The sequence below is a fragment of the Caloramator sp. CAR-1 genome, from assembly GCF_030546345.1.
In the GTDB taxonomy this organism is placed as follows: Bacteria; Bacillota; Clostridia; order Clostridiales; family Caloramatoraceae; genus Caloramator; species Caloramator australicus.
The window spans coordinates 1-24715 of sequence record NZ_JAUONW010000026.1 but is presented as its reverse complement, the minus strand read 5'-3'; the positions used below and the strand labels follow the sequence as shown (position 1 = coordinate 24715).

The 24715-nt window shown below is 33.1% G+C and carries 27 protein-coding genes, 1 riboswitch and 1 other annotated feature; of the genes, 24 read left to right on the top strand and 3 right to left on the bottom strand.

The genetic code is table 11. The features are described from left to right. Nucleotides 1-62: 62 nt before the first annotated feature. Together Q3V94_RS07910 and Q3V94_RS07905 are read left to right on the top strand one after the other, a co-directional pair. Complete coding sequence (locus Q3V94_RS07910) at nt 63-725, top strand: response regulator transcription factor (protein WP_274766504.1); 663 nt, start codon at nt 63-65, stop codon at nt 723-725. Next, nucleotides 722-2062: a HAMP domain-containing sensor histidine kinase gene (locus tag Q3V94_RS07905; protein WP_303526681.1), complete on the top strand. Its 1341-nt coding sequence runs from the start codon at nt 722-724 to the stop codon at nt 2060-2062. The genes Q3V94_RS07910 and Q3V94_RS07905 overlap by 4 nt, the downstream gene beginning before the upstream one ends. Nucleotides 2063-2094: 32 nt before the next feature. Here the strand turns inward: Q3V94_RS07905 and Q3V94_RS07900 are convergent, their stop codons facing one another. Beyond that, nucleotides 2095-2541: a hypothetical protein gene (locus Q3V94_RS07900; protein ID WP_303526679.1), complete on the bottom strand. Its 447-nt coding sequence runs from the start codon at nt 2539-2541 to the stop codon at nt 2095-2097. Nucleotides 2542-2705: 164 nt separating this feature from the next. On the opposite strand from Q3V94_RS07900, the gene Q3V94_RS07895 reads away from it, so the two are divergent. The 18 genes from Q3V94_RS07895 (at nt 2706) to metG (ending at nt 20816) form a co-directional block, all read left to right on the top strand. After that, entirely contained in the window at nt 2706-3284 is a 579-nt protein-coding gene (locus tag Q3V94_RS07895; RefSeq protein ID WP_303526678.1) for a nucleoside recognition domain-containing protein, read from the top strand. Between the two features lie 17 nt (nt 3285-3301). Further along, a complete protein-coding gene (locus tag Q3V94_RS07890; protein WP_008907676.1) occupies nt 3302-3796 on the top strand; it encodes a spore maturation protein in 495 nt (164 codons plus the stop codon). Between the two features lie 78 nt (nt 3797-3874). Beyond that, nucleotides 3875-5224: an MATE family efflux transporter gene (locus tag Q3V94_RS07885; RefSeq protein WP_008907675.1), complete on the top strand. Its 1350-nt coding sequence runs from the start codon at nt 3875-3877 to the stop codon at nt 5222-5224. Next, nucleotides 5179-6696, top strand: coding sequence for an RDD family protein (locus Q3V94_RS07880; RefSeq protein ID WP_303526676.1), 1518 nt, complete (start codon nt 5179-5181; stop codon nt 6694-6696). The genes Q3V94_RS07885 and Q3V94_RS07880 overlap by 46 nt, the downstream gene beginning before the upstream one ends. A gap of 49 nt (nt 6697-6745) precedes the next feature. Beyond that, the gene (locus tag Q3V94_RS07875; protein ID WP_303526675.1) at nt 6746-7183 is read left to right on the top strand and encodes a nucleotidyltransferase domain-containing protein; all 438 of its coding nucleotides are present in this window, start codon (nt 6746-6748) and stop codon (nt 7181-7183) included. A gap of 89 nt (nt 7184-7272) precedes the next feature. Beyond that, on the top strand, nt 7273-7533 hold the full coding sequence (locus Q3V94_RS07870; protein ID WP_303526674.1) for a metal-sensing transcriptional repressor: 261 nt from the start codon (nt 7273-7275) through the stop codon (nt 7531-7533). 40 nt (nt 7534-7573) lie between these two features. After that, entirely contained in the window at nt 7574-10012 is a 2439-nt protein-coding gene (locus Q3V94_RS07865; RefSeq protein WP_303526672.1) for a heavy metal translocating P-type ATPase, read from the top strand. Nucleotides 10013-10057: 45 nt separating this feature from the next. Continuing rightward, nucleotides 10058-10267 carry a heavy-metal-associated domain-containing protein gene (locus Q3V94_RS07860; protein WP_303526669.1) on the top strand — a complete coding sequence of 70 codons (210 nt, stop codon included), beginning with the start codon at nt 10058-10060 and terminating at the stop codon, nt 10265-10267. 46 nt (nt 10268-10313) lie between these two features. Continuing rightward, the gene (locus Q3V94_RS07855) at nt 10314-10961 is read left to right on the top strand and encodes a hypothetical protein (RefSeq protein WP_303526667.1); all 648 of its coding nucleotides are present in this window, start codon (nt 10314-10316) and stop codon (nt 10959-10961) included. Nucleotides 10962-11396: 435 nt separating this feature from the next. Next, nucleotides 11397-11479, top strand: a riboswitch (cyclic di-GMP riboswitch). Between the two features lie 88 nt (nt 11480-11567). Next, entirely contained in the window at nt 11568-13172 is a 1605-nt protein-coding gene (locus Q3V94_RS07850) for a sensor histidine kinase (protein WP_303526665.1), read from the top strand. Beyond that, on the top strand, nt 13169-13786 hold the full coding sequence (locus Q3V94_RS07845; RefSeq protein ID WP_303526664.1) for a response regulator transcription factor: 618 nt from the start codon (nt 13169-13171) through the stop codon (nt 13784-13786). The genes Q3V94_RS07850 and Q3V94_RS07845 overlap by 4 nt, the downstream gene beginning before the upstream one ends. Before the next feature lie 13 nt (nt 13787-13799). After that, the gene (locus Q3V94_RS07840; RefSeq protein WP_303526661.1) at nt 13800-14306 is read left to right on the top strand and encodes a hypothetical protein; all 507 of its coding nucleotides are present in this window, start codon (nt 13800-13802) and stop codon (nt 14304-14306) included. Next, nucleotides 14278-14658 (top strand): hypothetical protein, encoded by a 381-nt coding sequence (locus Q3V94_RS07835; protein ID WP_303526659.1) that lies wholly within the window; start codon nt 14278-14280, stop codon nt 14656-14658. Before Q3V94_RS07840 ends, Q3V94_RS07835 begins: the two co-directional genes overlap by 29 nt. 11 nt (nt 14659-14669) lie before the next feature. After that, the gene (locus Q3V94_RS07830) at nt 14670-15848 is read left to right on the top strand and encodes a signal peptidase I (RefSeq protein ID WP_303526657.1); all 1179 of its coding nucleotides are present in this window, start codon (nt 14670-14672) and stop codon (nt 15846-15848) included. 200 nt (nt 15849-16048) lie between these two features. Then, nucleotides 16049-16618, top strand: a complete 570-nt coding sequence (locus Q3V94_RS07825) for a SipW-dependent-type signal peptide-containing protein (protein WP_303526654.1) — start codon at nt 16049-16051, stop codon at nt 16616-16618. 56 nt (nt 16619-16674) lie between these two features. Next, the gene (locus tag Q3V94_RS07820; protein ID WP_303526652.1) at nt 16675-17331 is read left to right on the top strand and encodes a SipW-dependent-type signal peptide-containing protein; all 657 of its coding nucleotides are present in this window, start codon (nt 16675-16677) and stop codon (nt 17329-17331) included. Nucleotides 17332-17421: 90 nt separating this feature from the next. Further along, entirely contained in the window at nt 17422-18534 is a 1113-nt protein-coding gene (locus Q3V94_RS07815; RefSeq protein WP_303526650.1) for a DUF5305 family protein, read from the top strand. A 58-nt stretch (nt 18535-18592) separates the two neighbouring features. After that, nucleotides 18593-18814: a binding site (T-box leader), on the top strand. Between the two features lie 76 nt (nt 18815-18890). Further along, nucleotides 18891-20816 (top strand): methionine--tRNA ligase, encoded by a 1926-nt coding sequence (gene metG / locus Q3V94_RS07810; protein WP_303526647.1) that lies wholly within the window; start codon nt 18891-18893, stop codon nt 20814-20816. Between the two features lie 20 nt (nt 20817-20836). On the opposite strand, the gene Q3V94_RS07805 is transcribed toward metG, so the two are convergent. Next, nucleotides 20837-21250, bottom strand: a complete 414-nt coding sequence (locus Q3V94_RS07805; protein WP_368506512.1) for a type II toxin-antitoxin system HicB family antitoxin — start codon at nt 21248-21250, stop codon at nt 20837-20839. Nucleotides 21251-21287: 37 nt separating this feature from the next. Then, nucleotides 21288-21485 (bottom strand): type II toxin-antitoxin system HicA family toxin, encoded by a 198-nt coding sequence (locus Q3V94_RS07800; protein ID WP_303526641.1) that lies wholly within the window; start codon nt 21483-21485, stop codon nt 21288-21290. Between the two features lie 177 nt (nt 21486-21662). Here Q3V94_RS07800 and Q3V94_RS07795 point away from each other — a divergent pair, with 177 nt between their 5' ends. The 4 genes from Q3V94_RS07795 to Q3V94_RS07780 form a co-directional block, all read left to right on the top strand. Further along, nucleotides 21663-22415, top strand: a complete 753-nt coding sequence (locus Q3V94_RS07795) for a TatD family hydrolase (protein ID WP_303526638.1) — start codon at nt 21663-21665, stop codon at nt 22413-22415. A gap of 348 nt (nt 22416-22763) precedes the next feature. After that, entirely contained in the window at nt 22764-23705 is a 942-nt protein-coding gene (locus Q3V94_RS07790; RefSeq protein WP_303526635.1) for a ubiquitin-like domain-containing protein, read from the top strand. A 178-nt stretch (nt 23706-23883) separates the two neighbouring features. Beyond that, nucleotides 23884-24444, top strand: coding sequence for a ribonuclease M5 (gene rnmV, locus Q3V94_RS07785; RefSeq protein WP_008909964.1), 561 nt, complete (start codon nt 23884-23886; stop codon nt 24442-24444). 63 nt (nt 24445-24507) lie between these two features. Then, the coding region (locus Q3V94_RS07780; RefSeq protein ID WP_303526631.1) for a helix-turn-helix domain-containing protein at nt 24508-24715 on the top strand (208 nt) is incomplete at its 3' end.

The following is a 24715-nucleotide window of genomic DNA, read 5'->3' as shown; positions in this document are numbered from 1 at the left end:
ATTTTGTGAAGATAATTCAAAAGAAGTAGAATTTGTATTATGATATTCTTAGGGGTGATGATATGAGTAGTATCCTTTTAGTTGAGGATGAAGAAAGATTAAGGAAGGTTTTAAAGCTTTACCTTGAAAAGGAAGGCTTTAAAGTTGAAGAAGCTGAGGATGGAGAAGAGGCTTTAGAAAAGTTTGCAGAAAATGTCTATGATATTTTAATACTTGACGTTATGCTCCCTAAAAGGGATGGCTGGAGCGTCCTAAGGCAGATTAGAAAAAGAAGCGATGTTCCAGTCATAATGCTCACTGCAAGGGGTGAAGAAGATGATAAAATATTTGGCTTTGAGCTTGGTGTGGATGATTATGTTGTAAAGCCTGCAAGCCCAAGGGAAATCGTTGCACGGGTAAAGGCGATTTTAAAAAGGGTAAATAGGAAAAGTAGTGATATTCTTCAGGATTTTATAGTTGATAAAGCTGCAAGGGAAGTTTATGTGATGGGTGAGAAGGTGGAATTAACCCCAAAGGAGTTTGACTTGCTATTATATTTATATGAAAGGCCAAATGTTGCTTTATCTAGAGAACAAATATTAAATGCTGTATGGGGTTACGATTATTTTGGTGACCTTAGAACTGTTGATACACATATAAAAAACTTAAGGGAAAAGCTTGGTGAATATAGAGAATACATTGAGACTGTAAGAGGATTTGGATATAAATTTGAGGTGAAAAAATGAAGGGAATAAGGTTTAAACTTCTTATATACACAAGCCTTCTTTTAACTTTGCTTTTGCTTGCAAATTACCTTCTTCAGGGCAACTTGATTACAAGATTTTACTCAATTAACGAGAGGAATAAATTAATTAATTATGCAAAAGAAGTATCTGAATATTATCCTGAAGATATAATCAAAATGAAAGATGCTGCCCTAAGTGTTGCAAGAGCAATAGGAGGAAGAGTTAGCATATTTGATAAAAAAGGAAATATGATTTTTCAAAGCGGTAATTATATGTATGGAAGGACATCGAAAATAGAAGTTCAATATTTAAAAGAGGTTTTAAGAGGTAAGGTTGTTTATACAACAGATGAGATAATGCTAAGGCAAAGTCAGCTAATTACCCTTGGTTATCCAATGAAGGATGGGAAAGATTATGGGGCAGTATTTATCCATATTCCTTCTTTTAGTGTAAAAAACGATGTTGCAAGATTAAAGGGGCAATTTACAACGCTTTTAATATTAGCGCTGATAATTTCAATGGCAGGAGCATTTATATTAAGCAGTATATTTACAAATCCAATACTAAAAATCAAAGAAGCGGCAGAAAAAATATCAAAGGGTGAATATAAAACAAGGATTGATTTAAATTCAAAGGATGAAATAGGAGAACTTGCAAATACTATAAACGACATGGCTGCAAGTTTAGAGAAAACTGAAAAATTAAGACGTGAATTTATTGCAAATGTAACCCACGAGTTTAGGACTCCCCTTGGTATTATTAAAGGATACGCTGAAGCCCTATATGACGATTTGGTTCCTGAGGAAGAAAAAAAGGAATATATAGAAGAAATAATTGAAGAGGTTGAAAAGCTAAATAGACTAGTAAATGAAAACTTAACTTTGGCTAAAATTGAGTCAGGCAGCGTAACACTAAATAGGATAAAAATAAATATAAAGGATGTTCTTTTAAAGGTGATAGATAAGGTAAAAATAATAAAAGGCAGTAGGGAAATAACTTTAGATGGCATTGATGCTGAGACGTTTATAGATTCTGAATACATGGAAATGGCAATATTGAATATTTTAAGCAATTCAATTAAACATACAAAAGATGATGGAAAAATTGAAATCAATGTTACTAAAGGTGATAAAATAAAAATTAGCATAAAGGATGATGGCGAAGGAATTGATAAGGAGCATCTTCCCTATATTTTCGAAAGATTTTACAGAGCAAAGGAAAAGGGAGTAGGAGGCCTCGGACTTTCAATTGCAAGGGAGATTATAAAACTTCATGGGGGTGAAATAATTGTATATAGTGAATTAGGTAAAGGAACAGAGTTTGTTATTCTTTTGTAAATTAAGGATCCGTGAAATTTCACGGATCCTTTTTAGCTTGCCATTTTAGGTATATTAAGGGTGTATTCTCCATCGATATCAGCAATACAAAACTCACATTTAGCCCCATCATAATCGGAAATCCAGGAATAATACTCTATTTCAACTTCATCTATTACTTTTTCTCCCTCAAAATTTAACTTCCCAAACCTACTAAACCATTTTAAAAGCTCCTCTTTAGACAGCTTTTTAGCTAGGGCATATATTTCATTTCGCTGAAGCATTATATTTGTTATCGGGAATTTCATTATAAGATTTGCGTAGCGGATTTTGAAGAAGTTAAGATTATCGAAGTATTCGATGTGACGCTGATTTTTTGGAGAGAAGAGCTCATAAACTCCGCAGAAGTTTCGCCTTAGCAGCATAACCTTTCCGTCTATTTCGACGTTTACTACCTGACCCTTTCTTAAGCTTTTTACTTCATCTGGCTTAAATACCATATGAATCTCTCCTTTATAAAAATAGATTTAAAAATTTTCTGTAATTTCATTATAACATAAAAATTATTAAAAATGTGAAGTTTTTGTAAAGGAATTGAATATTTTATGTTATATATTATGCTTTATGGAATATAAATTATATAGCAGTTGAATTAGGTGGGGTTATGGTAAATAGGTTTTGGTTTTTTATGATTGTTTTAGGAATAGCTTCTTTTATTATTAGGGGGGATAATACTTTAATTAAAGTAATTACAGAATCCTCCCAAAGGTCTGTGGAACTTTTATTAGCTCTTCTTGGTATTATGGCCTTTTGGTCAGGGATTATGAGGATAGCTGAAAAAAGCGGTCTTGTGGAAATCCTATCCAAGGTTTTGAGCCTTCCTTTAAGATTTATTTTTCCTGGGCTCTATCAAAGGTCAAAGTCAGCTTTTTTTAATATTATAATGAATATAACCAGCAATATGCTTGGACTTTCAAATGCTGCAACTCCCTTTGGCCTTAAGGCAATGGAGGAACTTCAAAAGATAAATCCTAAAAAGGATACTGCCTCCGATTACATGGTTACATTTTTAATAATAAACTCAGCTTCACTGCAAATAATCCCTACAACTTTAATCTCCCTAAGAGCAAGTCTTGGTTCGAATAATCCGACAAGCATAATAACACCTATTATATTAACAAGCTTGATTTCTCTTATAATTGCCCTTATCCTTGATAGATTTTTTAGAAGGATATTTAAGTAATCTTTGTGGGGGATAGTATGCTTTTTATAGCTATTATGCTTATTTTTATATTAATTTTTGGATATATTAAAGGAGTAAACCTCTTTGATGAATTCGTCTTAGGAGTTAAGGATGGATTTTTGACTACTTTTAAGATAGCTCCATATCTTTTAACTATGCTATTTGCTATAGATATATTTAGAAGTTCCTCTGCATTAGATTTTTTTGTTGATATTTTAGAACCAGTTGCAAATTTTTTAAACATTCCAAAGGGCATTTTGCCTATGTTTATTATAAAACCCCTCTCAGGCAGTGGTTCGATTGCAGTGTTGACTGATATTTGCAGGACCTATGGTGTGGATTCATTGGAGGCTAATATTGCATCAGTTATGATGGGTTCAACGGAGACCATATTTTACACATTAAGCTTATATTTTGGAGTGGTTGAGATTAAAAGGATAAGGCACGCGCTTATTGTAAGTCTTCTTATTCATTTAATAAGCACCTTAATTGCCGTTTGGATAATTCGATGATTTGAAAAAATTTTTGTTTCAAAAAAGTAAAATTTGGTATAAAATAGTGCTAGATTATTTACATAAGAAGGTGATAGGATGAGGGATCTGACAAAGGGAAGTGAAGGAAAGCATATACTTTTATTTGCAATTCCAATGCTCCTTGGCAATCTTTTTCAAGCCCTTTATAATACAGTAGATAGCATTTGGGTTGGTCAGATTGTGGGGAGTAACGGCCTTGCTGCTGTTGCTGTAAGCTTTCCTATAATATTTATGCTGATATCATTAGTTATGGGTCTGACAATGGGGGTTACAATAATTATTTCTCAATACTATGGAGCAAAGGATATGGACAATGTAAAAAGAACTATAGATAATACCCTTTTAATGCTCTTGGTTGCCTCTTTTGTTACTACTATAATAGGGCTTTTACTGTCAAAGAAAATATTAATTTTAATTGATACTCCGGATGTTATACTGCATCAAGCAACTGTTTATCTTAATATAATGTTTGCCGGCATGATTTTTATGTATGGCTATAATGGGCTTAGTGCAATATTAAGGGGGATGGGGGATTCAAAAACGCCCTTATACTTTTTAATCGTTGCAACGGTTGTAAATATTATTCTTGATCCAATATTTATATATGTTTTAAAACTTGGTGTTGCAGGGGCAGCCTATGCGACGGTTATTTCTCAAGGTATATCCTTTGTTATGGGATTTGTTTATTTGTATAGAAAGCATGATATATTTAGGTTGAAATTCAAGGATTTGAGATTTGATAAAGGTATAATGGGACTTATATTTAAAATTGGCTTTCCAATGGCAATTCAACAGACCTTAGTTTCCGTTGCAGGGGTTTTCTTAAATGCTATTATAAACAGGTTTGGTGCAGATGCTATGGCCGCCTTTGGCGCTGCATCAAGGGTTGAGTCCTTTATATTTATGCCAACGATGAGCATCTCAATGGCGGTATCCTCCTTTACAGGGCAAAACCTTGGAGCTGGGAAAATAGATAGGGTAAAGCGGGGATTTAATGCGGCGATGTTGATGGGAGTTGTATTATCACTTTTTACGTTATTTATTACACAAGTAATTCCAAAGTATTTAATCCTTTTGTTTACAAATAATCAAACTGTTGTAGGGCTTGGGGTTCAATATCTGAAAATTTTAGGATTATTCTATTGCGCCTTCACATTTATGTTTGTATCCAATGGTGTTGTAAGGGGCTCTGGGGATACTTTAGTTGCAATGATAATAACCCTTGTGGCACTTTGGTTTGTAAGAATTCCCCTTGCAAACATGTTGTCAAGAAGGATAGGCCTTGTTGGAGTTTGGTATGCAATTGGAATAGGATTTTTAGTTGGAATGACTTTAAGCCTTTCCTACTATTTTAGCGGAAGGTGGAAAAACAAAGCTATAGTAAAACCTTCTTTAGAGGAAATATAAAGGGGCAAATTGGGAAAAATAATAACGGTGATGTTATGAAGTTTGCTGTTATTTTTTCCCGATTTGCCTCCTCTGTTATTGATTATATTTTGTTTGGCGTTATTTATTACTTTCTTTTAAAGCTTGGAGTTGCAGGATTTATCATTGCAAATTTAATATTTTTTGCATATAGGGTTTTAGCTAGCACATTTTTAGATGGCACCATAGGGATGAGGCTTTTAAGGCTTAAGATATATAACAATAATATTAAAAATGTTGTTAAAAGGGAGATATTTAGAATTGGATCAGCCTTTTATTATATAGGATACCTTTATGCCTTTTTAGATAAAGATGGAAGATGCCTTCATGATATTGCATCGGATACCTATGTTGGATATGAAAAAAGGGAGACTGAAAGGGGAAGGGCTGTTGTCCTTATTTATGTTTTATTTGTAGTATCCCTTTTAAAATATTCCTCTTCTTTTTTGTTAAACGAAGTTGGGCTTATAGGACTTAAGAAAATAGCTTCGTCTGATATATATTATCAGAGCTTTGAAGGGGATAACCTTTTGAGCTTATCCTCAGATGAACTTTATTTAAAGACATTAGGAAGAAAATATACGGCAGTAGTCGATATAGAGGGGAAAAAGGCAATTATAAGGCTTTCAAACAAGCTAAAATATAGTGAGATTTATAGGTTGAATTTTAATGGAAACAGGCTCATTGGCGAGTTTCTATATAGAATAGATTTGCCCCTGCAATATATAAGCAGCGTAAATTTTAGAGGCAAAAGGGAGCTTTTGGGTGTATCTCCAATGGGAGATATAGTGCTTGTTGATGAAACAGGGAAGGTTGTAGAAAAGGAGAAGTTAACCAATTTTGATGTTTTTATGCTAAAATGTGGTGAACTTGATGAAGATGGTTTTGATGAGGCGGTTTTATTGGATAGAAACGGAAATGTGCAAATATTTAAATATGTTAATGGAATAAAACTTATATACAGCGGAAAGGTAGGAGAGGATGTAATTCCAGAGTGTTTTTATATAGACAAAGGCATTTTTTTAGTTACAAAGGCTAACGATAGGAATTTGCTTTATCACTACACCTTTGAAGGTGGTAGGTTTAAGTTTCAATTTAAAAAGGATTTAAAGAAGGATGGTATAAACAATATTTTTAAATATAACGATGGATTTTTAGTATCCAGCATATTTAGAAACAACATGTCCTTAAGGATGGGAAGGATTCAAAAGATAGAGTTTTACAACAAAAATTTTAAAAAAATATACAACTTCGGAAACAGAAGGGCAAGGCTATATGCCTTTTATGTTAGAAACGTTGAAGATGTCGTTGACTTGGATGGGGACGGTTCATTAGAAATATTACTTAAGGCTGTGGGTAGCAGCGACGTATATGGCCAAGGTTACATCGTTGAAATCTATAAGCCAACTAAGCTTGGACTTTTTTTAAACAGAATTTTGACTTTGCTTGAGTAGTTTATATTTTTTAAAGGAAGTGGTATTATTAGCATAAGGGGGAAAGATTATGATTAAGTTTAAAAAGGTTGATTTTGATGTGGCGTTGAAAAATATTGATACTTTAGGCGATGTCATTAAAAAATATGATGATAAAATTATAGTTGCATACTTATTTGGTTCGGTGAATGATGGTAATATAAATGCACTTAGCGATATAGATATTGCGATATTATTCAAAGAAATGCCAAAGGAGGATATTATTAATTTAGAATTTGAAGTATCGGAGGACATTTCAAAACATCTTAAGACGGAAGAAATAGACTTAGTAAACTTAAACTTTGCACCTTTATCTGTAAGATATGGAGTTATAAAAAATAAAAAGATTTTATATTATTCGGATAAACAAAAGGTAGTAGATTTTGAGTTTGAAGTTATAAAAAGCTTCCTTGACTTTAAACCAATTAGAGACATGATTAATCTTGAATTTGTAAAAGGAAAACACTAATTTTTATGATTTTTTGCTTGAATATTAAATGAGGATATCTTATAATTTTAATAGACACCCCCCATAGGTGGGGAGAGAGGAGGATGAAAATGCACAAAAGAGACGAAGCAGCAAAATATTTAAAAACTGCTAAGGGACAAATTGAAGGAATATTAAAAATGATAGATGAAGGCAGATACTGCGTTGATATTTCAACCCAAATAATAGCAGCCCAATCCCTTCTTAAAAAGGCGAATATGCTGATTTTAAGGGATCATTTAAATAACTGCGTAAAGATGGCCTTTATGCAGGATCAGGCTGAGGAAAAGATAGATGAGATAATCGACATAATGGAAAAATTACTTAAATAATAGGTGCCTGGCACTTAAATTTAAGATTTGGAGGTGTGGTATGGAAAAGGTTTTGAAAATTGGTGGTATGACCTGTGCTGCTTGTGCAAGGGCGGTTGAAAGGGCATCAAGAAAGGTTGATGGAGTTTTAGAGGCTAATCTTAATTTTGCTGCTGAAAAGCTTTATGTAAAATATGACGAGACTAAAACTTCCGTTGAAGAAATTATAAAGGCAATAGAAAGGGCAGGATATTCAGCAGAAGAGGAAAAGGAGTTTAAAGATATTAGAATCGGAATAGGCGGGATGACCTGCGCATCCTGTGCAAAGGCTATAGAGTTTTCTGTAAAAAAACTAAAGGGTGTTTTAAAGGCGGAGGTTAATTTTGCAGCAGAAAACCTTTATGTTGAATATGATCCATCAAAGGTTAGATTATCACAAATAAAAGAAGCCATAAAAAAGGCAGGTTACGAGCCTTTATCGGAAGAAGATAAAACTATAGATAAGGATCAGGAAAGGAAGGAAAGGGAAGCTAAAAGTTTATTTAATAACTTTATTATATCAGCCGTAGTCACCCTCCCTCTACTTATAATCGCAATGGGACACATGTTTGGACTAAAGCTTCCTAAAATAATCGATCCCCATGATTATCCTTTAAATTTTGCCCTTGTTCAGCTTATTTTAACTATCCCATCTGTTTATGCAGGAAGAAGGTTTTTTATCGTAGGTTTTAAAAGCCTAATTAAAGGGGCACCAAACATGGATAGTTTAATTGCCATAGGAACATCGGCGGCAATCTTATACGGTATTTTTGCAACTTATCAAATATATTTATTGAATACTGAATATGCAAAGGATTTATACTTTGAATCAGCATCCACCATTATAACCCTTATTTTACTTGGTAAATACCTTGAGGCAAAAACAAAGGGAAGAACAAGTGAAGCCATAAAGAAGCTTTTAGGCCTTCAACCAAAGACGGCGACGATACTTCAAGATGACAAGGAAATGATAATTCCAATCGAAGAGGTTGAGGTTGGGGATATCATCCTTGTAAAGCCTGGGGAAAAGATTCCGGTGGATGGTGAGATTATAGAAGGAGAGAGCAGCGTCGATGAATCGATGCTAACCGGCGAGAGCGTTCCAGTTGATAAAAAGGTTGGAGATAAAGTTTTTGCAGCAACCATAAACAAAAACGGCTTTATTAAATTTAGAGCAACAAAGGTAGGAAAGGATACGGCACTATCACAAATTATAAAGCTTGTTGAAGCAGCCCAAGGTTCAAAGGCACCAATTGCCAGGATGGCGGATATTATATCAGGATACTTTGTCCCTGTTGTAATTTTAATCGCGATTACATCCTTTATAGCCTGGATGATAGCAGGAAGGGGCTTTATATTCTCAATGACAATATTTATTGCAGTGCTTGTAATTGCCTGTCCCTGTGCCTTAGGACTTGCGACGCCAACGGCTATTATGGTAGGCTCCGGAAAAGGTGCCGAAAACGGTATACTTATAAAAACCGGTGAGGCCCTTGAAACAGCACATAAGATTCAAACCATAGTCCTTGATAAAACTGGAACAATAACTGAAGGGAAACCAAGGCTTATAGATCTTTTTGCAATAGATGAGGAAGAAAATTTTGTTCTTTCAATTGCTGCATCCTGTGAAAAAATGTCAGAACACCCAATAGCACAGGCAATCGTAAAGGGTGCAGAAGAAAAGGGGACGGTTCTTAAGAATGTTGAGGGCTTTACTGCAATTGCAGGTCATGGAATAAAGGCCTTTGTTGAAGGGAAGGAAGTTTTGATAGGAAATAAAAAGCTTATGGAGGAAAAGGGAATTGATCTTTCAAAGGGAATTCAAAAGTTTGAGGAATATGCAGAAGGCGGAAAAACCCCTATGTTTATTGCTTATGATAAAAGGTTGATTGGAGTTTTAGCTGTTGCAGACTCGCCTAAAAAGAGTAGCGAAGAAGCAATAAAGATGTTAAAGGATCTTGGAATCGAAGTTGTTATGATAACCGGTGACAATAAAAAAACTGCAATGGCAATTGCAAAGGAGGTTGGAGTTGATAAGGTTCTTGCTGAGGTTCTGCCACAGGATAAGGCAAATGAGGTTAAAAAGCTTCAGGAAGGTGGAAGGATTGTTGCAATGGTTGGTGATGGGATCAATGATGCTCCAGCTCTTGCTCAAGCGGATGTTGGAATTGCAATAGGCTCTGGAACTGACGTTGCAATTGAATCTGCTGACATCGTTCTAATGAGGGATGACCTTTTAGACGTTGTAAAGGCAATAAGGCTAAGCAAAGCAACTATAAGGAATATAAAGCAGAACCTATTCTGGGCATTTTTCTACAACGTAATTGGAATTCCGGTTGCTGCAGGGGTATTGACCATATTTGGAGGACCAAAACTAAATCCAATGATTGCAGCAGCAGCCATGAGCTTAAGCTCAGTTTCAGTTGTTACCAACGCCTTAAGGCTTAAAAGATTCAAATAAACTTAAATCTTAAGTGCCTGGCACTTGTAGAAAGGAGGCGAAAAAATGAGAAAAAAGCTAAACATCGAAGGAATGTCCTGCAACCACTGCGTTATGCATGTTAAGAACACCCTTCTTGAGGCAGGATTTAACGTATTAGAAGTAAGCCTTGATGGAAAATATGCTCTTGTTGAAGGGGAAAATTTAGACGATGCAAAGATGAAGGATGCAGTAGCCGATGCTGGATATGATGTTGTATCGATTGAAAATATATAATTTGGGCAGTCTATAGACTGCTCAAATTATATAAAGGAGGGTTCTTATGAAAAAAGTATATATTGTTTTGATATTAGTTCTTACTTTAATTCTTTCATCCTGCAGCGCAACAGATGTTATTGGTAAAAATAGTAAAAAATCCTTTGACAAGATTTACGAAACAAATATAAACGATATAGGTTTTGTTTCAAATAAAAATAGATTTGTTTTTACATTGCCAACTGGTGAAACATTTGAATGGAGTAAGGATTTTAAAGATAATAGGGAGGATATAGTTTTTGAAGTAGATGCAAAACCATTTTTAGATGCAGGACTTGATGCAAATGATCTTCCAGATTATATAACTTTAAAGGATGGCAAATTGATTTTTAAGTTTGACCTTAGCGACAGAAACATAAAGTATAATGATAAGGATGGCGGAAAAACCTTCGAGGATATAATAGATAAGCATAGGGACTTATTAGGATATCATGAGGAGCTTGAACATTTTGGTTTGAAATTAGCCGAAGGATATAAGATAGAATGGGCAAAGGATATGGATACAAACGATAAGGATATAGTGTTTATACTTAACCCACAAGCCTTAAGGGAACTTGGAGTTGATGTTGAAAGGGTTTCAGGATGGACATATACAAAAATGAAGGAAATGGACAAAGAAGTCGAACTTTTATTAAAGCCCTTTGATTTGAAATAAATACACTATGTAAATAGCTAGGATGGGCAAATCTTTCATATGCCTATCCTTGTTAATTTCTAAGGAGTTGAATAGCAAAGCATATCAAAATGATTTTAATTGTAGGGTAAGATACATTAATATTAGAAGAAAAAGAGGACATACAACAAGTTATATAAACATATCTTCAGCACTTTATTATAGGCCTTTTTTATGGCTTGGTTGATTATATCTTAGTAAAGTTGGCACTTTAATAGAGTACTTTTTATTAAAAAAATATTGAAGTTTATTCACCACTCTAATGTTTATTATAAAATCAAAATTATTTCTTAAATGTAAAATTTTGTAATAAAAAATATATATTCGACATACCAAAATAGACAAAAAATTAATATACGTTATTGATATAATCAATAATGCGGTTAAAAAGTGTTATTTTAATAATACTATAGTGTTATTGGAGTGGGAATGATGAAGCATGCACTTTATTTGGGCGCTTGGTGCATGTGGAGTTAGTAGCGCAACCGACCCGGTATTATATCCGGGTCTATTTTTTTGAAATAATGAATAAAATAACTTTTTCAAGGATATAATTTTTAATAGTGTCTTTACATGGGGGGATTATGAATGTTTTATAAATTATACAAAAGAATAATTAATCTCCCAGATGAAGTTAAAATAATTACTTTCTACAGATTTTTTTCCTTGATTATTACATCTACTTTCTATCTATTTATGAACTTTAACCACTCTATATATCGAAAGATGTTTATTTTACTTTGTATTACAGTTGCCCAAATACTTTTAAATTATACAATTTGTAAAGTTAAGGATAGCATAGATAAGATATTTATATTATTAACAGTTGAAACAATAGGAAATGCAATAATTTTGATTCCATCTGGTGGATTGGAGAGCCCGTTTATATGGCTCTCGTTAAACACAATACTTGTTTCTGCATTAAGACTGTCTAGTAAATTATTATGGCTAAATTTATCAATTTACTTGCTATCTATTACATACTTTAATCTTCATTTCAATGTTAAAAGTAGCTTTAAAGATTTAATGGCTATAGAGTTTAATAGGATTTTAAGCTTAGTGCTTATAAGCTTTGCATTTCAAATAATTTCGAAAAAAATTAAACAATTAGATAAAAGTAACAACAAACTAAAACAGAAAATAGACTATATTTTTGAAATATATCAAAATATTCATTATCTAACAAGCTCGAAGGAATTAGAAACACTTATTGATACAATACTAAAGTTTACGACAAAGGTTACTAAAACGGATTATGCTTTTTTCCTTCTTTTCAATGATGAAGATATAAAATTTTATGAAACGAAAAAAAACTCTATCATAAAGGATATTATTTTAAAATTTATGAACGAGATAAAAAATTCAGCTTCTCCAGTTATTAAAAACGTAGAAAATTTAGAAATTATTTTAAATGCTGTTAGAGCAGATTACAAAACATACGGAATATTAGGTTTTGCAATAAATTCTAAAGAAGAAAACATAGATCAGATTAAATTTTTAACAGAATTAAGTTCATTATCCTTTGATAGGATTTATTTTGAGGATGTAAAGGAAAAAATGTTGATTTCAAAGGAACAAAATAGGATTGCAAATGAAATACACGATAATGTAATACAAAGGCTTTTCTCACTTTCTTGTAAACTCTATTCATTTTATAAAAATATAGAAGGGTTAGATAAGGAGCTGGCTAAAGAGTTAATAGGCTTTAGAAATTCAATAGACTCAACTATGCGTCTGCTTCGTGAAACTATATATGACCTTAGCTGGAACAAATATGCAAATGATTCCTTTATTGTTGAAATAAATAATTATATAAACGATATTAAATATATTAATAATGCTGAAATTAATTTCAATATATCAGGTGATATTGAAATTCTAAGTATTTTACAAAAAAAGGCATTATACAGGATAATATGTGAAACATTATCTAATTCAATAAGGCATGGGAAGGCTGATATAATCGATATTAATTTATTAATAAACAAAGAAGAAGTAAATCTAATAATAACTGATAATGGAAATGGATTTAATGTTAAGGCTATGGGAAATAGTGGAATAGGCTTAAAAAACATAAAAACATTAGTTGACGTATTAAAAGGTAGTATAGAAATAGACAGCAAGATTGGAAAAGGCACAAAACTATTTATTAAATTGAAGAATGCAGAACAAAAATTGGAGGGGATAGTATGAATGTAATTGTTGTTGATGATCATCCTCTTGTTAGAGTGGGATTGTCTTCTGCATTAAAACTTGAAAAAAATATTGAGAAAATTTATGAGGCTTCAAACATTCAGGATACAATAAAAATACTTACGATGAATAAAATTGAAATTGCTATTGTAGATTTAAGATTGGCTAATGAAAGTGGTCTTGAACTAATTCGAATAGCAAAAAATAAAAATATTGAAACAAAATTTATTGTTCTCACATCATCATTGAATAGGGAAGACTTTGAAAGGGCAAAGGATCTAGATGTTGATGGTTACCTTTTAAAGGATGCATATATTGAAGATATTATTTATGCCATTCATGTTGTAGAAAGAGGCAAGAAGTTTTATTCTCAGGAAATACTTAATATAAACTTCGAAAACAATTTCCTTAATACCCTAACTGAAAGGGAAAAGGAAATTTTAATAGAAATTGGTAAGGGACTTAGCAACATTGAAATTGCACAAAAATTATTTATTTCAGAAAACACTGTTAAAAAGCATATAACTAATATTTTAGCAAAACTAAATTTAAAACATAGAACAGAGGCAGCTTTGTATATAAATAATATATTAAAATTTGGTAATGCTGTATAGGAGTTGGTGAATTATGAGAAAAGGATTTAAAAAAACAAGATTTATATTTATATTAGTTGTTTTGCTGACTTTGAACTTTTTAGGAATTACATACGCATATTGGGAAGAGGGATTAGATATAAATATGCATCTTCAAACAGGAAATATATTTCCTGAATTTGTAGGAGCGCTACCAATTTCTAAAAAGGATACAATTTCAGTAGAATGTGGCATGGATACGATTAATATAAACGGCAAACTTAAGCCACATGAATCAGCAATAATATTTTACGAAATAACAAACAAGGGAAGCGTTCCTATTAAGTTGGCGGATATAAATTTTATTAAGGATGATGGAATTATAGTAAACAACATACTTCCTATTGGAATAATAGATACATACGGAAGACAAAATGGCTTTGGAACTATACAAATTGGTGCATTAAAGGAAGGCCAATATAATTTTGAACTTGAGCTTATCTATGGACAATTTAATAGTCAGGAGGATAACTATGAAAAAACTTTTAGTTTTATTGATTAGCCTATTTTTATCCATGATTTTTATATCCGGAGGATATGGCTACTGGCAGAAGAAGATAATAATAAGGGGCAGCATTAATGTTGTTAAACCACCGATGCCGCCTAAACCTAAGATAAAAACTGAATATAAGAATGACGATAAGAAAGAAGAAAAGGATAAGATAGAAGAAACAGTGGTAGAAGATAGCCAAAATCAAGCAGTTGAAATTCGTAGAAACGGAGAAATTCAGATAATAAATGAAGTAGAAAGTGAAATAAAAGAAGAAAATGCTGAGGAAAACAGCAAAAATAGCAATGCCACAGCAGAGGATATAAACTCTGATTCTAAGGTGAAAGAAACAAACTCAAATTAAGGGGGATGTTTATGAAAATCAATATTTCACAAAAGAATAGAGCTTCAATTGCTCTCTTTTTTATTTTCATTAATTATTTACTTGAAAGCTCTTCTCTATTATTCTATGTAAAACTGCCCCTTTTTCAGTTTTACTGGAAACCTCTTGTTCATCTAATAGTTATTTTTGTTATTTTAACATTTCCAAGACCAAGACCTAAAAGCAAGTTGAAAATGAAGGAGAATATAAATTATTGGGCCTTCAATTTTGCAGCTATATATATTATTGTATATTCATTAGCTGGACTTATAGATGGATTTGGGAAAAGTCCCTATAGCCATACTCCCCTAGGTATCTTAAATAATCTTTTTTATATCTTTTCTATTCTTGTTGCAAGGGAACTTGTAAGAAGCTATGTAGTTAATACATTCGTGAAAAAAGAAAATTTTTTGTTTTTTATACTTATTTCTCTTTTTATGACAATTATTAGTATTTCATTTTCCAAATTTGAAAATCTAAAAAATGTTAAGGATTGTGTGATGTTCTTTGCAAAGGATTTTGCACCTGATCTTTCAAAAAGTCTTATCTCTACTTATTTTGTATTTATAGGTGGTGCAGGGCCTTCAATTATTTATCAAGGACTTATAGAAACCTTTGAATGGTTAAGTCCTATTCTGCCAAACCTAAAATGGATAACAATGGCGCTTGTTGGAGTTATGGTGCCTATATTTAGCCTATCTGCTCTTCAGGGCTATTACTTAAAAGAAATGAAGTCGCTAAAACATCAAGAAGAAGAGGATCTTTTGGGTTGGATTATAACAAGCGTTGCATCGATACTTTTAATATGGTTTACCGTTGGAGTTTTTCCAATTTTCCCATCGGTTATTGCAACTGGAAGCATGGAACCAATGATAAAACCGGGGGATGTTATTTTGATTAAAAGAGTAAATATAGATGATTTAAAGGTAGGCGATGTAATACAGTTTAAGAGGGAGAATATACTAATTTCCCATAGAATAATAGAAATAGTTAAAAAGGATAATATTATATGCTATAGAACAAAGGGGGATAATAATTCAGTTGCAGATTCAGAACTTGTAAAACCACAGGATATCAAAGGGAAAATAATAAAGGTGGTTCCCAAAATAGGTTGGCCAACATTATTATTAAAGAGTAGAAACAAGGTTCCTCTTGAAAAAGTTCAATTTTAAATACTACTAAAGTAGTATGAATAGTAGGAAAGTAGTAGAAAAATGGCACAAATATACCCACCAAAATTATACTTTTGGTGGGTTTTTTAATTTAAATATGGGTCTATAATAATAAATGAAAGCAAACGGATTAAGTAAATGGCCGGCCTACTTTGATCCGTAATATAAATCAAAATTTAACCTTAAAGGAGGAGTTTTAAATGAAAAAGTCAAGATTTTTTGCTCTTATTCTTGCTGTTGCAGTAATGCTCATGGGTGCAGGATATGCATATTGGACTGATTCAGTAACATTCTCAAACACAGTTAAAACTGGTCAAGTTGAATTAGCTTTTGATAAAAACGATAGTGGAAGTTTAGTTTTCCAAGAAGGTAACCAAGGCGTTGCAACTGGCTCAGCTGAAGTTTCAGCAGATTCAGCTACTATAACTGTAAACAATCTTTATCCAGGTGCTTCAACATCAAAGAGTTTAACAATTGTTAATGATAGCACAATTCCGGTTAAGTTAATAGGACTTTCATTCATACCAAGCAAAGAAGGAATAGTTGATGGAGAACTCATAGTTAATGCAGTTGTTAAAGTTGGAGAAACTAAAGTTTGGGAAGGTAGCTTAGTTAATGGACTTAATTTTACAAATCAAAATGTTATAGTTCCAGCAGAAACTGACGTTACAATAGATTTATCAATTTCAATGCCAACTACAGCTACAGCTAGCGAAAGCAAGACTTTCAGCTTTACAGTATCACCACAATTCTTGCAATTCAATCAATAATAATTTAATAAGCAGGGTTTAATACCCTGCTTAATTAATATAAAGAGGTGTTAGATATGAAAAAATCAAGGTTCATATCAATAGTTTTAGTAATGGTATTTCTGATAATAGGTGCAGGATATGCTTATTGGACAGATACAGTTACATTTGGAACGACAGTTAAGACAGGTAATGTAGATATAGCTTTTGAAAGTGATCCACAGATGGAAGATTTAGATGAATATGTTGAAACTAAAGTTACTGCTATTGATAATAATAATGTTAATATTAAAATTGATAAATTATATCCAGGTGGTGGAGATGGAGTTTCTTTTAGGCTTGTAAACAGTGGAACTATACCTGTTGTATTTGATAATGTTAATGTAAGCACAATTAATGATGATAAAAGTATGATCAGTAATAATGTATTGACTTTTAGTGTTGAGCTTTGCAAAGTTAAAAATAATGGAGAATACATTAATCCTTTTAAAAATTCACCAATTTTATATAATTTAGATCAAGTTTGCAATTTAATTAATTACAGATTAAGAAATTGGAATGGACAAAATAATCCATTGATTTTGAATCCGGGTGAAGCTCTAGAAATAAGAAATCCAGAAGCATTACAGGCAGGGTATTTTGTAAGTATGTCACCAAATGCAGGGGATCAATACGAAAATGCTACTTTAAGCTTTAATCTTAACTTCCAATTCAAACAATGGAATGCACAATAAGCCAGTTTTTTGCTGGCTTTTTTCTTTTTGCAGGAATTTTATAACAAATATAGAATTATATACATAGGAATAAAAAAGGGGTGGTTGAGTATGAAAAAGTTAAAGATTAATAAAATAATAAGGATTGTAGGTATTGCTTTTTTTTCAGCTCTTTTTTTATTTTCATCGTCATATTTGTTCTATAGATCAAAAAACCCTATAACAAAAAAAGAAAAGGCAACTTTATATAACTATAAAGCAACATCAGATGCACAGTATAAAGTAGCTCTAAAGCCTAATATAATTTATGGTGCAAAAATTATGGATGAAGGAAAGGTATATATTGGAGAGATAGTTGACAATATTCTTGCTAAGTTTGTATATAATTTTGAAGGGAGTAGCAAAACAAAAATTCAAGGTGAATACAACGTTATTGCATCAGTTGAAGGTTATGTTGCTGAAAATGAAAAAACAAAAATAGTATGGAATAAAAATTATGTTTTATTGCCTACTGAAAAATTTCAAGTAGAATCAAATTTTTATAAAGTTGAAAAGAATATTAGCATTAACATAGATAATTTTAATGCCCTTGTTGCAAAGGTTTATGAAACTACAAAAGTTGCCGTTCCAACAAAAGTAGTTGTCTATATGAATGTTAACTTAAGAACAGAAGCTGAAGGACAACCTATTGAATCAAAAATGTCGCCATCCATTATAATCCCTTTAGCCTCGAATTATTTTGAAATAGCAAAGAATATCCCTGAAGAGCAAAAGGGGGATATAACAAGGGAACAGACTATAAGGATTGAATTTAATAAAAAATACAAGCTTCTTTTACAAATATCAATTGCATTTTCTACAATCATGATAATTCTTCTTTTAATATTAACAGAAGGTGTTGAAAAAGATGCACACACGAAGGCAGTAAACAAAATACTAAAAAATCATGGAAATAGAATTGTGGCAGTTGAAGGAGATGTCCAAAGCAGTCAAAGTATAGTAAAGGTTAAAACAATAGAGGATTTAATTAAAATTGCTGATGAAATTGAAAGGCCTATTATGTATAAATTCCATAAAGAAACTAAAAAAATTAACGAATTTTTTGTATCCGATGATAAAGTGATGTATGTTTTTGTTCTTAAGGATTATGTAAAAAACGAGGAAAAGGAAAATAGTAGAAAGGTTAAAGTTAAGCAAACCAAAACAAAAGAAAAAACAGTTTAGTAAGCTGTTGACAACGTTTAGTATTTTGTATAAACTTGTGAATAAATAGCATAATATTAATAAAGCTGTGAAGGAAAGAGTAGCACGTGTAGCATTTAAAGAGAGCCGGGGTAGGTGAAAGCCGGTAATGTAAAGCGTGTGAAGATGGCTCTGGAGCTTGTATGCTGAAGTTTAGTAGGCATACACGGTTTATCCGTTATCTTAAGGTCACTGACCTTACAAGGCCTAAGTCGCGAGGCTTAGGTGAATTAGGGTGGTAACGCGGCACCTCGCCCCTAAACGGGCGGGGTGTTTTTTAGTTAAATTTGGAAATGTCAAAAAGTCAAGTGGCAGCCACTTTCGAAAGGAGGTTATTTATGAAGGAAAAATATTACATAACAACGCCAATTTATTATCCAAGTGACAGGCTACATATTGGTAATACCTACACAACAGTTCTTGCGGATGCCCTTGCAAGGTTTAAAAGATTAACCGGATACGATGTGTTTTTTCTAACAGGAACCGACGAGCATGGTCAAAAAATTCAAAGGATTGCAGAGAAAAAGGGAGTAACTCCTAAGGAATATGTTGATAACATAGTAGCTTCAATTAAAGAATTATGGAAGACAATAAATATATCTTATGATAAGTTTATAAGAACCACCGATGATTACCATATCAAGGCGGTTCAGGATATTTTCAAAAAGCTCTATGAAAAGGGAGATATCTACAAGGGCTACTACGAAGGATGGTATTGCACACCCTGTGAATCCTTCTTTACAGAAACACAGCTTGTTGATGGAAAATGTCCCGACTGCGGAAGGGAAGTTGAGTGGACCAAGGAGGAGGCATACTTTTTTAAGCTTTCAAAGTATCAAGATAAGCTTCTTAAATACATAGAAGAGCATCCAGATTTTATACTTCCTGAAAAAAGAAAGAACGAGATGATAAATAACTTCATAAAACCTGGTCTTGAGGATCTTTGTGTTTCAAGAACATCATTTACATGGGGAATCCCAGTTAGCTTTGACGAAAAGCATGTTGTTTATGTTTGGATAGACGCCCTTTCAAACTATATAACAGCCCTTGGATATGGAAGCGACGATGATAGTCTTTACAAAAAGTTCTGGCCGGCGGATGTTCATCTTGTTGGAAAGGACATAGTAAGATTCCATACTATAATTTGGCCTATCATGCTCATGGCCCTTGACATTCCTCTTCCAAAGACGGTTTATGGCCATGGATGGCTCCTTGTTGATGGCGGCAAGATGTCAAAGTCAAAGGGAAATGTTATAGACCCTGTTGTTTTAACTGAGCACTTTGGTGTTGATGCCGTAAGATATTATCTTTTAAAGGAAATATCCTTTGAACACGATGGAAACTACAATAGCGAGATGTTCATAAAAAGAATAAACTCAGATCTTGCCAACGATCTTGGGAATCTTGTTTCAAGAACCCTTACTATGATCGAAAAGTATTTTAACGGCACAATAGAAAAGGGAATATTTGAAGGGGAATTTGACGAGGACCTTAAAAATACTGCCCTTGAGGTGCCTAAAAATGTTGAAAACTTAATGGATAGCCTTAGAGTATCAGAAGCCCTTGATGAGATCTGGCGTCTTGTAAGAAGGGCAAACAAATATATAGATGAGACTATGCCTTGGGTTTTAGCAAAGGACGATGCAAATAAGGAAAGGCTAAAGGGAGTTTTATATAATTTAACTGAGGCTATAAGGATAATTTCTGTTTTAATATCATCCTTCATGCCAGATACTTCAAGAAAGATAAACGAGCAGTTTAACTTTGGAGGCAAGGTTGTAACCTGGGACAGCATATTAGAGTTTGGGAATTTAGAAAGAGTTTCGGTAAAGAGGGGAGAATTATTATTTCCAAGGATTGACGTTGAAAAGAAGCTTGAGGAGCTTGAAAAGCTCTATGGACAAAAGGAGGAAAAGAAAATGGTTCCAATAAAGCCTGAGATTACAATTGAAGATTTTGACAAGATCGATTTAAGGGTTGTAAAGGTTTTAGAGGCTGAAAGGATAAAGGGTGCAGATAAGCTACTAAAGCTTAAGGTTGATTTAGGTGGCGAGGAAAGACAGATAGTTTCAGGTATTGCAAAATATTATGAGCCTGAAAAGCTTGTTGGAAAGAAGGTAATTTTGGTTGCAAATTTAAAACCTGTTAAGCTAAGGGGAGTAGAATCTTTTGGAATGATACTTGCAGCATCAACAGAGGATAAGGAAAAATTAGTCCTTGCAACTGTTGATGATGATATTGAAACAGGAAGTCAGGTAAAATAAAGGGAGCCTTTTTAGGCTCCTTAAAATTTTTCTTTTATACCCAGCTCCTCCTTTAATGCCTTTTGAAGGATTTGTGAAAAGTTCACTTTTTTTTGTTCTGCAATATCATTTAGCCATTTTGGAATTGTCAACGTCTTTTTAACTGCTCTATTTTCCATTTCACTTCTAACGAGGGGCATCCATGCTTCTATTAACATTATAGATTGATTCTTTTGGATTTTTATTTTGTTTAATGGCGTAGGCTCAGGAATAGGATCATTATCCTTTTCCATCCCATATAGGTGAAGTTCTAATGCTTCTTTTGCATTTTTATATGCCTCATCTATTGTATCACCACAGGTAAAGCATCCAGGAAGGTCAGGAAATTCAACAGAAATACCATCATCATCGATATCAAAAATTGCAGGGAAGACATAAAGGTCCTTTTTCACTATAAGCCCTCCTTTTTATAAATTGAGGGGTAGCAGGAATTTAATTAATTTCTATTCCTGCTTGCTTAAATATGCTTTTTACTGTTTTAATGGGTAAGTTCTTTTTTGGGTGGGGAATTGTTATTTTACCCTTTTTTGTGGGATGTTTAAATTGATGGTGATCCCCACGAACCTCAAATAAAAACCACCCATCATCTTGAAGTATTTTGATGATTTCTCTTGATGAAAAAGCCTTCATAATATTCCCCCTCACTATTATTATAATACGTATAATAATACGTGTAAAGTGATATCTGTGCTTTTTGGGTAAAATAATGGTATAATTTATATTACTTTTGGATCACTCAAATATATGGTAAAATTTGAAAATGTCAAAATGTCAAAAAGTCAAGTGGCAGGCACTGGAGGTGTTATTATGTTCGATTCTCACGCTCATTATGATGATAGAGCCTTTGATTTAGATAGGGATGAGGTTATAGAAAAAATAAAAAATGAAGGAGTAAAAAGGGTTTTAAACTGTGCATCCAGCATAGAATCCTGCTATACTACGATTGAGCTTACTAAAAAATACGATTTTTTCTATGGTGCTGTTGGGGTTCATCCTGAGTTTTCAAAGGATCTAAATATAAACCTTATTGGTGACCTTACTAAGGAGGGAAAGATTGTTGCAATAGGAGAGATTGGCCTTGATTATTATTGGGATTACGATAGAACTTTACAAATGAAGGCCTTTAAAGAGCAGCTCGACCTTGCAAGGCAACTTAATCTTCCAGTTGTAATCCATAATAGAGAAGCCCACGATGACACATTGAGGGTTTTAAAGGAATTTAAAGGAATTAGGGGAGTTTTACACTGCTATTCAGGAAGTTTAGAGTTTGCAAGGGAATTTATAAAGCTCGGTTTTTACCTTGGATTTACAGGGGTTGTGACATTTAAAAATGCAAAAAAGGCAGTTGAAGTAGTAAGGGAAATTCCCCTTGAGTATTTGCTTGTTGAAACCGACTGCCCCTACATGGCACCACACCCCCATAGAGGCGAGAGGAATGATTCATCCTATTTAAAATACATAATAGAAAAGATAGCCGAAATAAAGGGAAAGACATTTGATGAGGTAAATAAAGCAACATCTAAAAACGCATCGGAACTTTTTAAAATAGTGTGCATATAATAATATAAACCTTTGAATATTTTTTTTTAGTATGGGAATAATTAATAAAGGATATGGACATAAATGGAAATAAATGTTAAAATAATTTTATCCAATATTTTCCTTGAAAATGATTTAATTATAGTATAAAATTAATTAAACCTCTTTTCATGGATGGGGAGATAAGCGGACTCATTCATATTTTATTCATAAAAAGTTCAAAATTTGACAAATTCTGTCGATTTGATTATAATTTTTAAAGTCCCATGCCCCATGAAAGGAGGTAAGTTAATGAAAGGGATGAAACTAAAAGCCCGGGCTATAATTTTAGCTGTGGTTCTGTTAATTGCTTATTTTACCTTCACCACCATGGCTAAAAAGAAGGTAACTGTCCTTTATGATGGAAAAGTAAAAACAGTTACATCAAATGCTAAGACAGTTGGGGCTTTGCTTAAGGAGACTGGAATCTACATAGGAGAAAAGGACAAAATATACCCTGATATAGACTCCAAAGTAAAAGACGGATTAGCAATATCGATAAAAAGAGCTGTTCCTGTAACCATCAAGGTGGATGGGAAGGAGCTTAAAGTAAAATCGGCAGAGGAGACAGTAGAAAGGCTCCTTCAAAGCGAAGGGATAATTTTAAATGAAAAGGACAAGGTTTTGCCAACATTAAACTCATTGGTAAAACCTAATATGGAAGTTAAAATAACCCGCGTAGAAGAAAAGACGATTATTTCATCTAAAATTATCCCTTATAAGGTGGTAAAAAAGCCTAACCACGATATGCTCAAGGGAACAAGTAAAGTCATCCAAAATGGGATGGATGGTATCCTCGAGATAACCACTAAGGTTGTTATGGAGGATGGGAAGATAATATCAACCAAGAAGGTTGGAGAGGCTATAAAAAGAAGGCCAATAGATAAGATAATCCAAGTTGGAACGTTAGGCTTTTTTGTTCCTTCAAGAGGTAGTGAACCTGTTGCCTATGTTAAAAAATTAAGGATGAAGGCAACAAGCTACACCTCAAGCTATGAATGCACCGGAAAGCGTCCGGGAGACCCAGGCTTTGGAAGAACAGCAACAGGAACAATAGCAAGGAGAAATCCAAACGGATTTTCAACAGTTGCTGTTGACCCAGATGTTATCCCCCTTGGAACAAGGCTCTACATCGAAGGCTATGGCTTTGCCATAGCAGAGGATGTTGGAGGGGGAGTGAAGGGAGATAAAATCGATCTTTATTTTGAGCCCGGGACAAAGGAATTTAGAAATTGGTCAACAAGATACGTTGACGTCTATATTTTAAGGTAAAATGTCAAGTGCCTGGCACTTGACATTTTGACTTTTTGACATTTCCATATTTTTCATATAATCCTCAATAAATGGATTTGTTTATTTAAATTATCTAAAAAACTTCAGTATAACCACTTTTAAAATATTTATATTTTTCTTATACTAAATTTGCAACACACATTAAAGGAGGACAAGGATGATAAAAGAAGTTATAATCGTAGAAGGAAAAGGTGACCTTTTAGCTGTAAAAAGGGCCGTTGATGCCGATTGCATTGTAACCAGTGGCTTTGGGCTTAATAAAAAAATAATTGAGGATATAAAAAGTGCCTATGAAAAAAGGGGAATAATAATATTTACAGACCCGGACTTTTCAGGTGAAAGAATAAGGGAAAAACTGACAAAACTTTTCCCAAAGGCAAAACATGCCTTTTTGCCAAGGGAATTTGCCGAAAAGGATGGAGATATTGGAATAGAAAACGCATCGGTGGAAGCCATAAGGGAAGCCCTATCAAAGGTAAAAACGGAATATTTTGAGGACAGAAATGAGTTTACATATGAGGATCTTTATAAAAACAAACTTACAGGCTATGAAAACTCATCTCTTTTAAGGGGCCTTTTGGGAAGGGAGCTTGGAATAGGCTACTGCAACGCCAAAACCTTTTTAAAAAGGCTAAATAGATACGGCATAACAAGAGAGGAGTTTGAGAAGGCTTTAACTAAAGAGCAACAGAAGTCGCCCACTTCTGTAAGTGGGTGATGAATGTTGATTGATAAATTCTTTTTTATGATATAATCAGTATTACAGGAAGGAGGTGTAATTTTGCTAAAGGCTTATAAATACAGGATATATCCAACAAAAGAACAAGAAGAATATTTTGCTAAAGTATTTGGTTGTGTAAGATTTATATACAACAAAATGCTACATGACAAAATAGAATACTATAAAAAAACAGGAGAAATGCTAAACAATACACCTGCACAATATAAAAAAGAATATTCKTTTCTAAARGAAGTAGATAGTCTTGCAC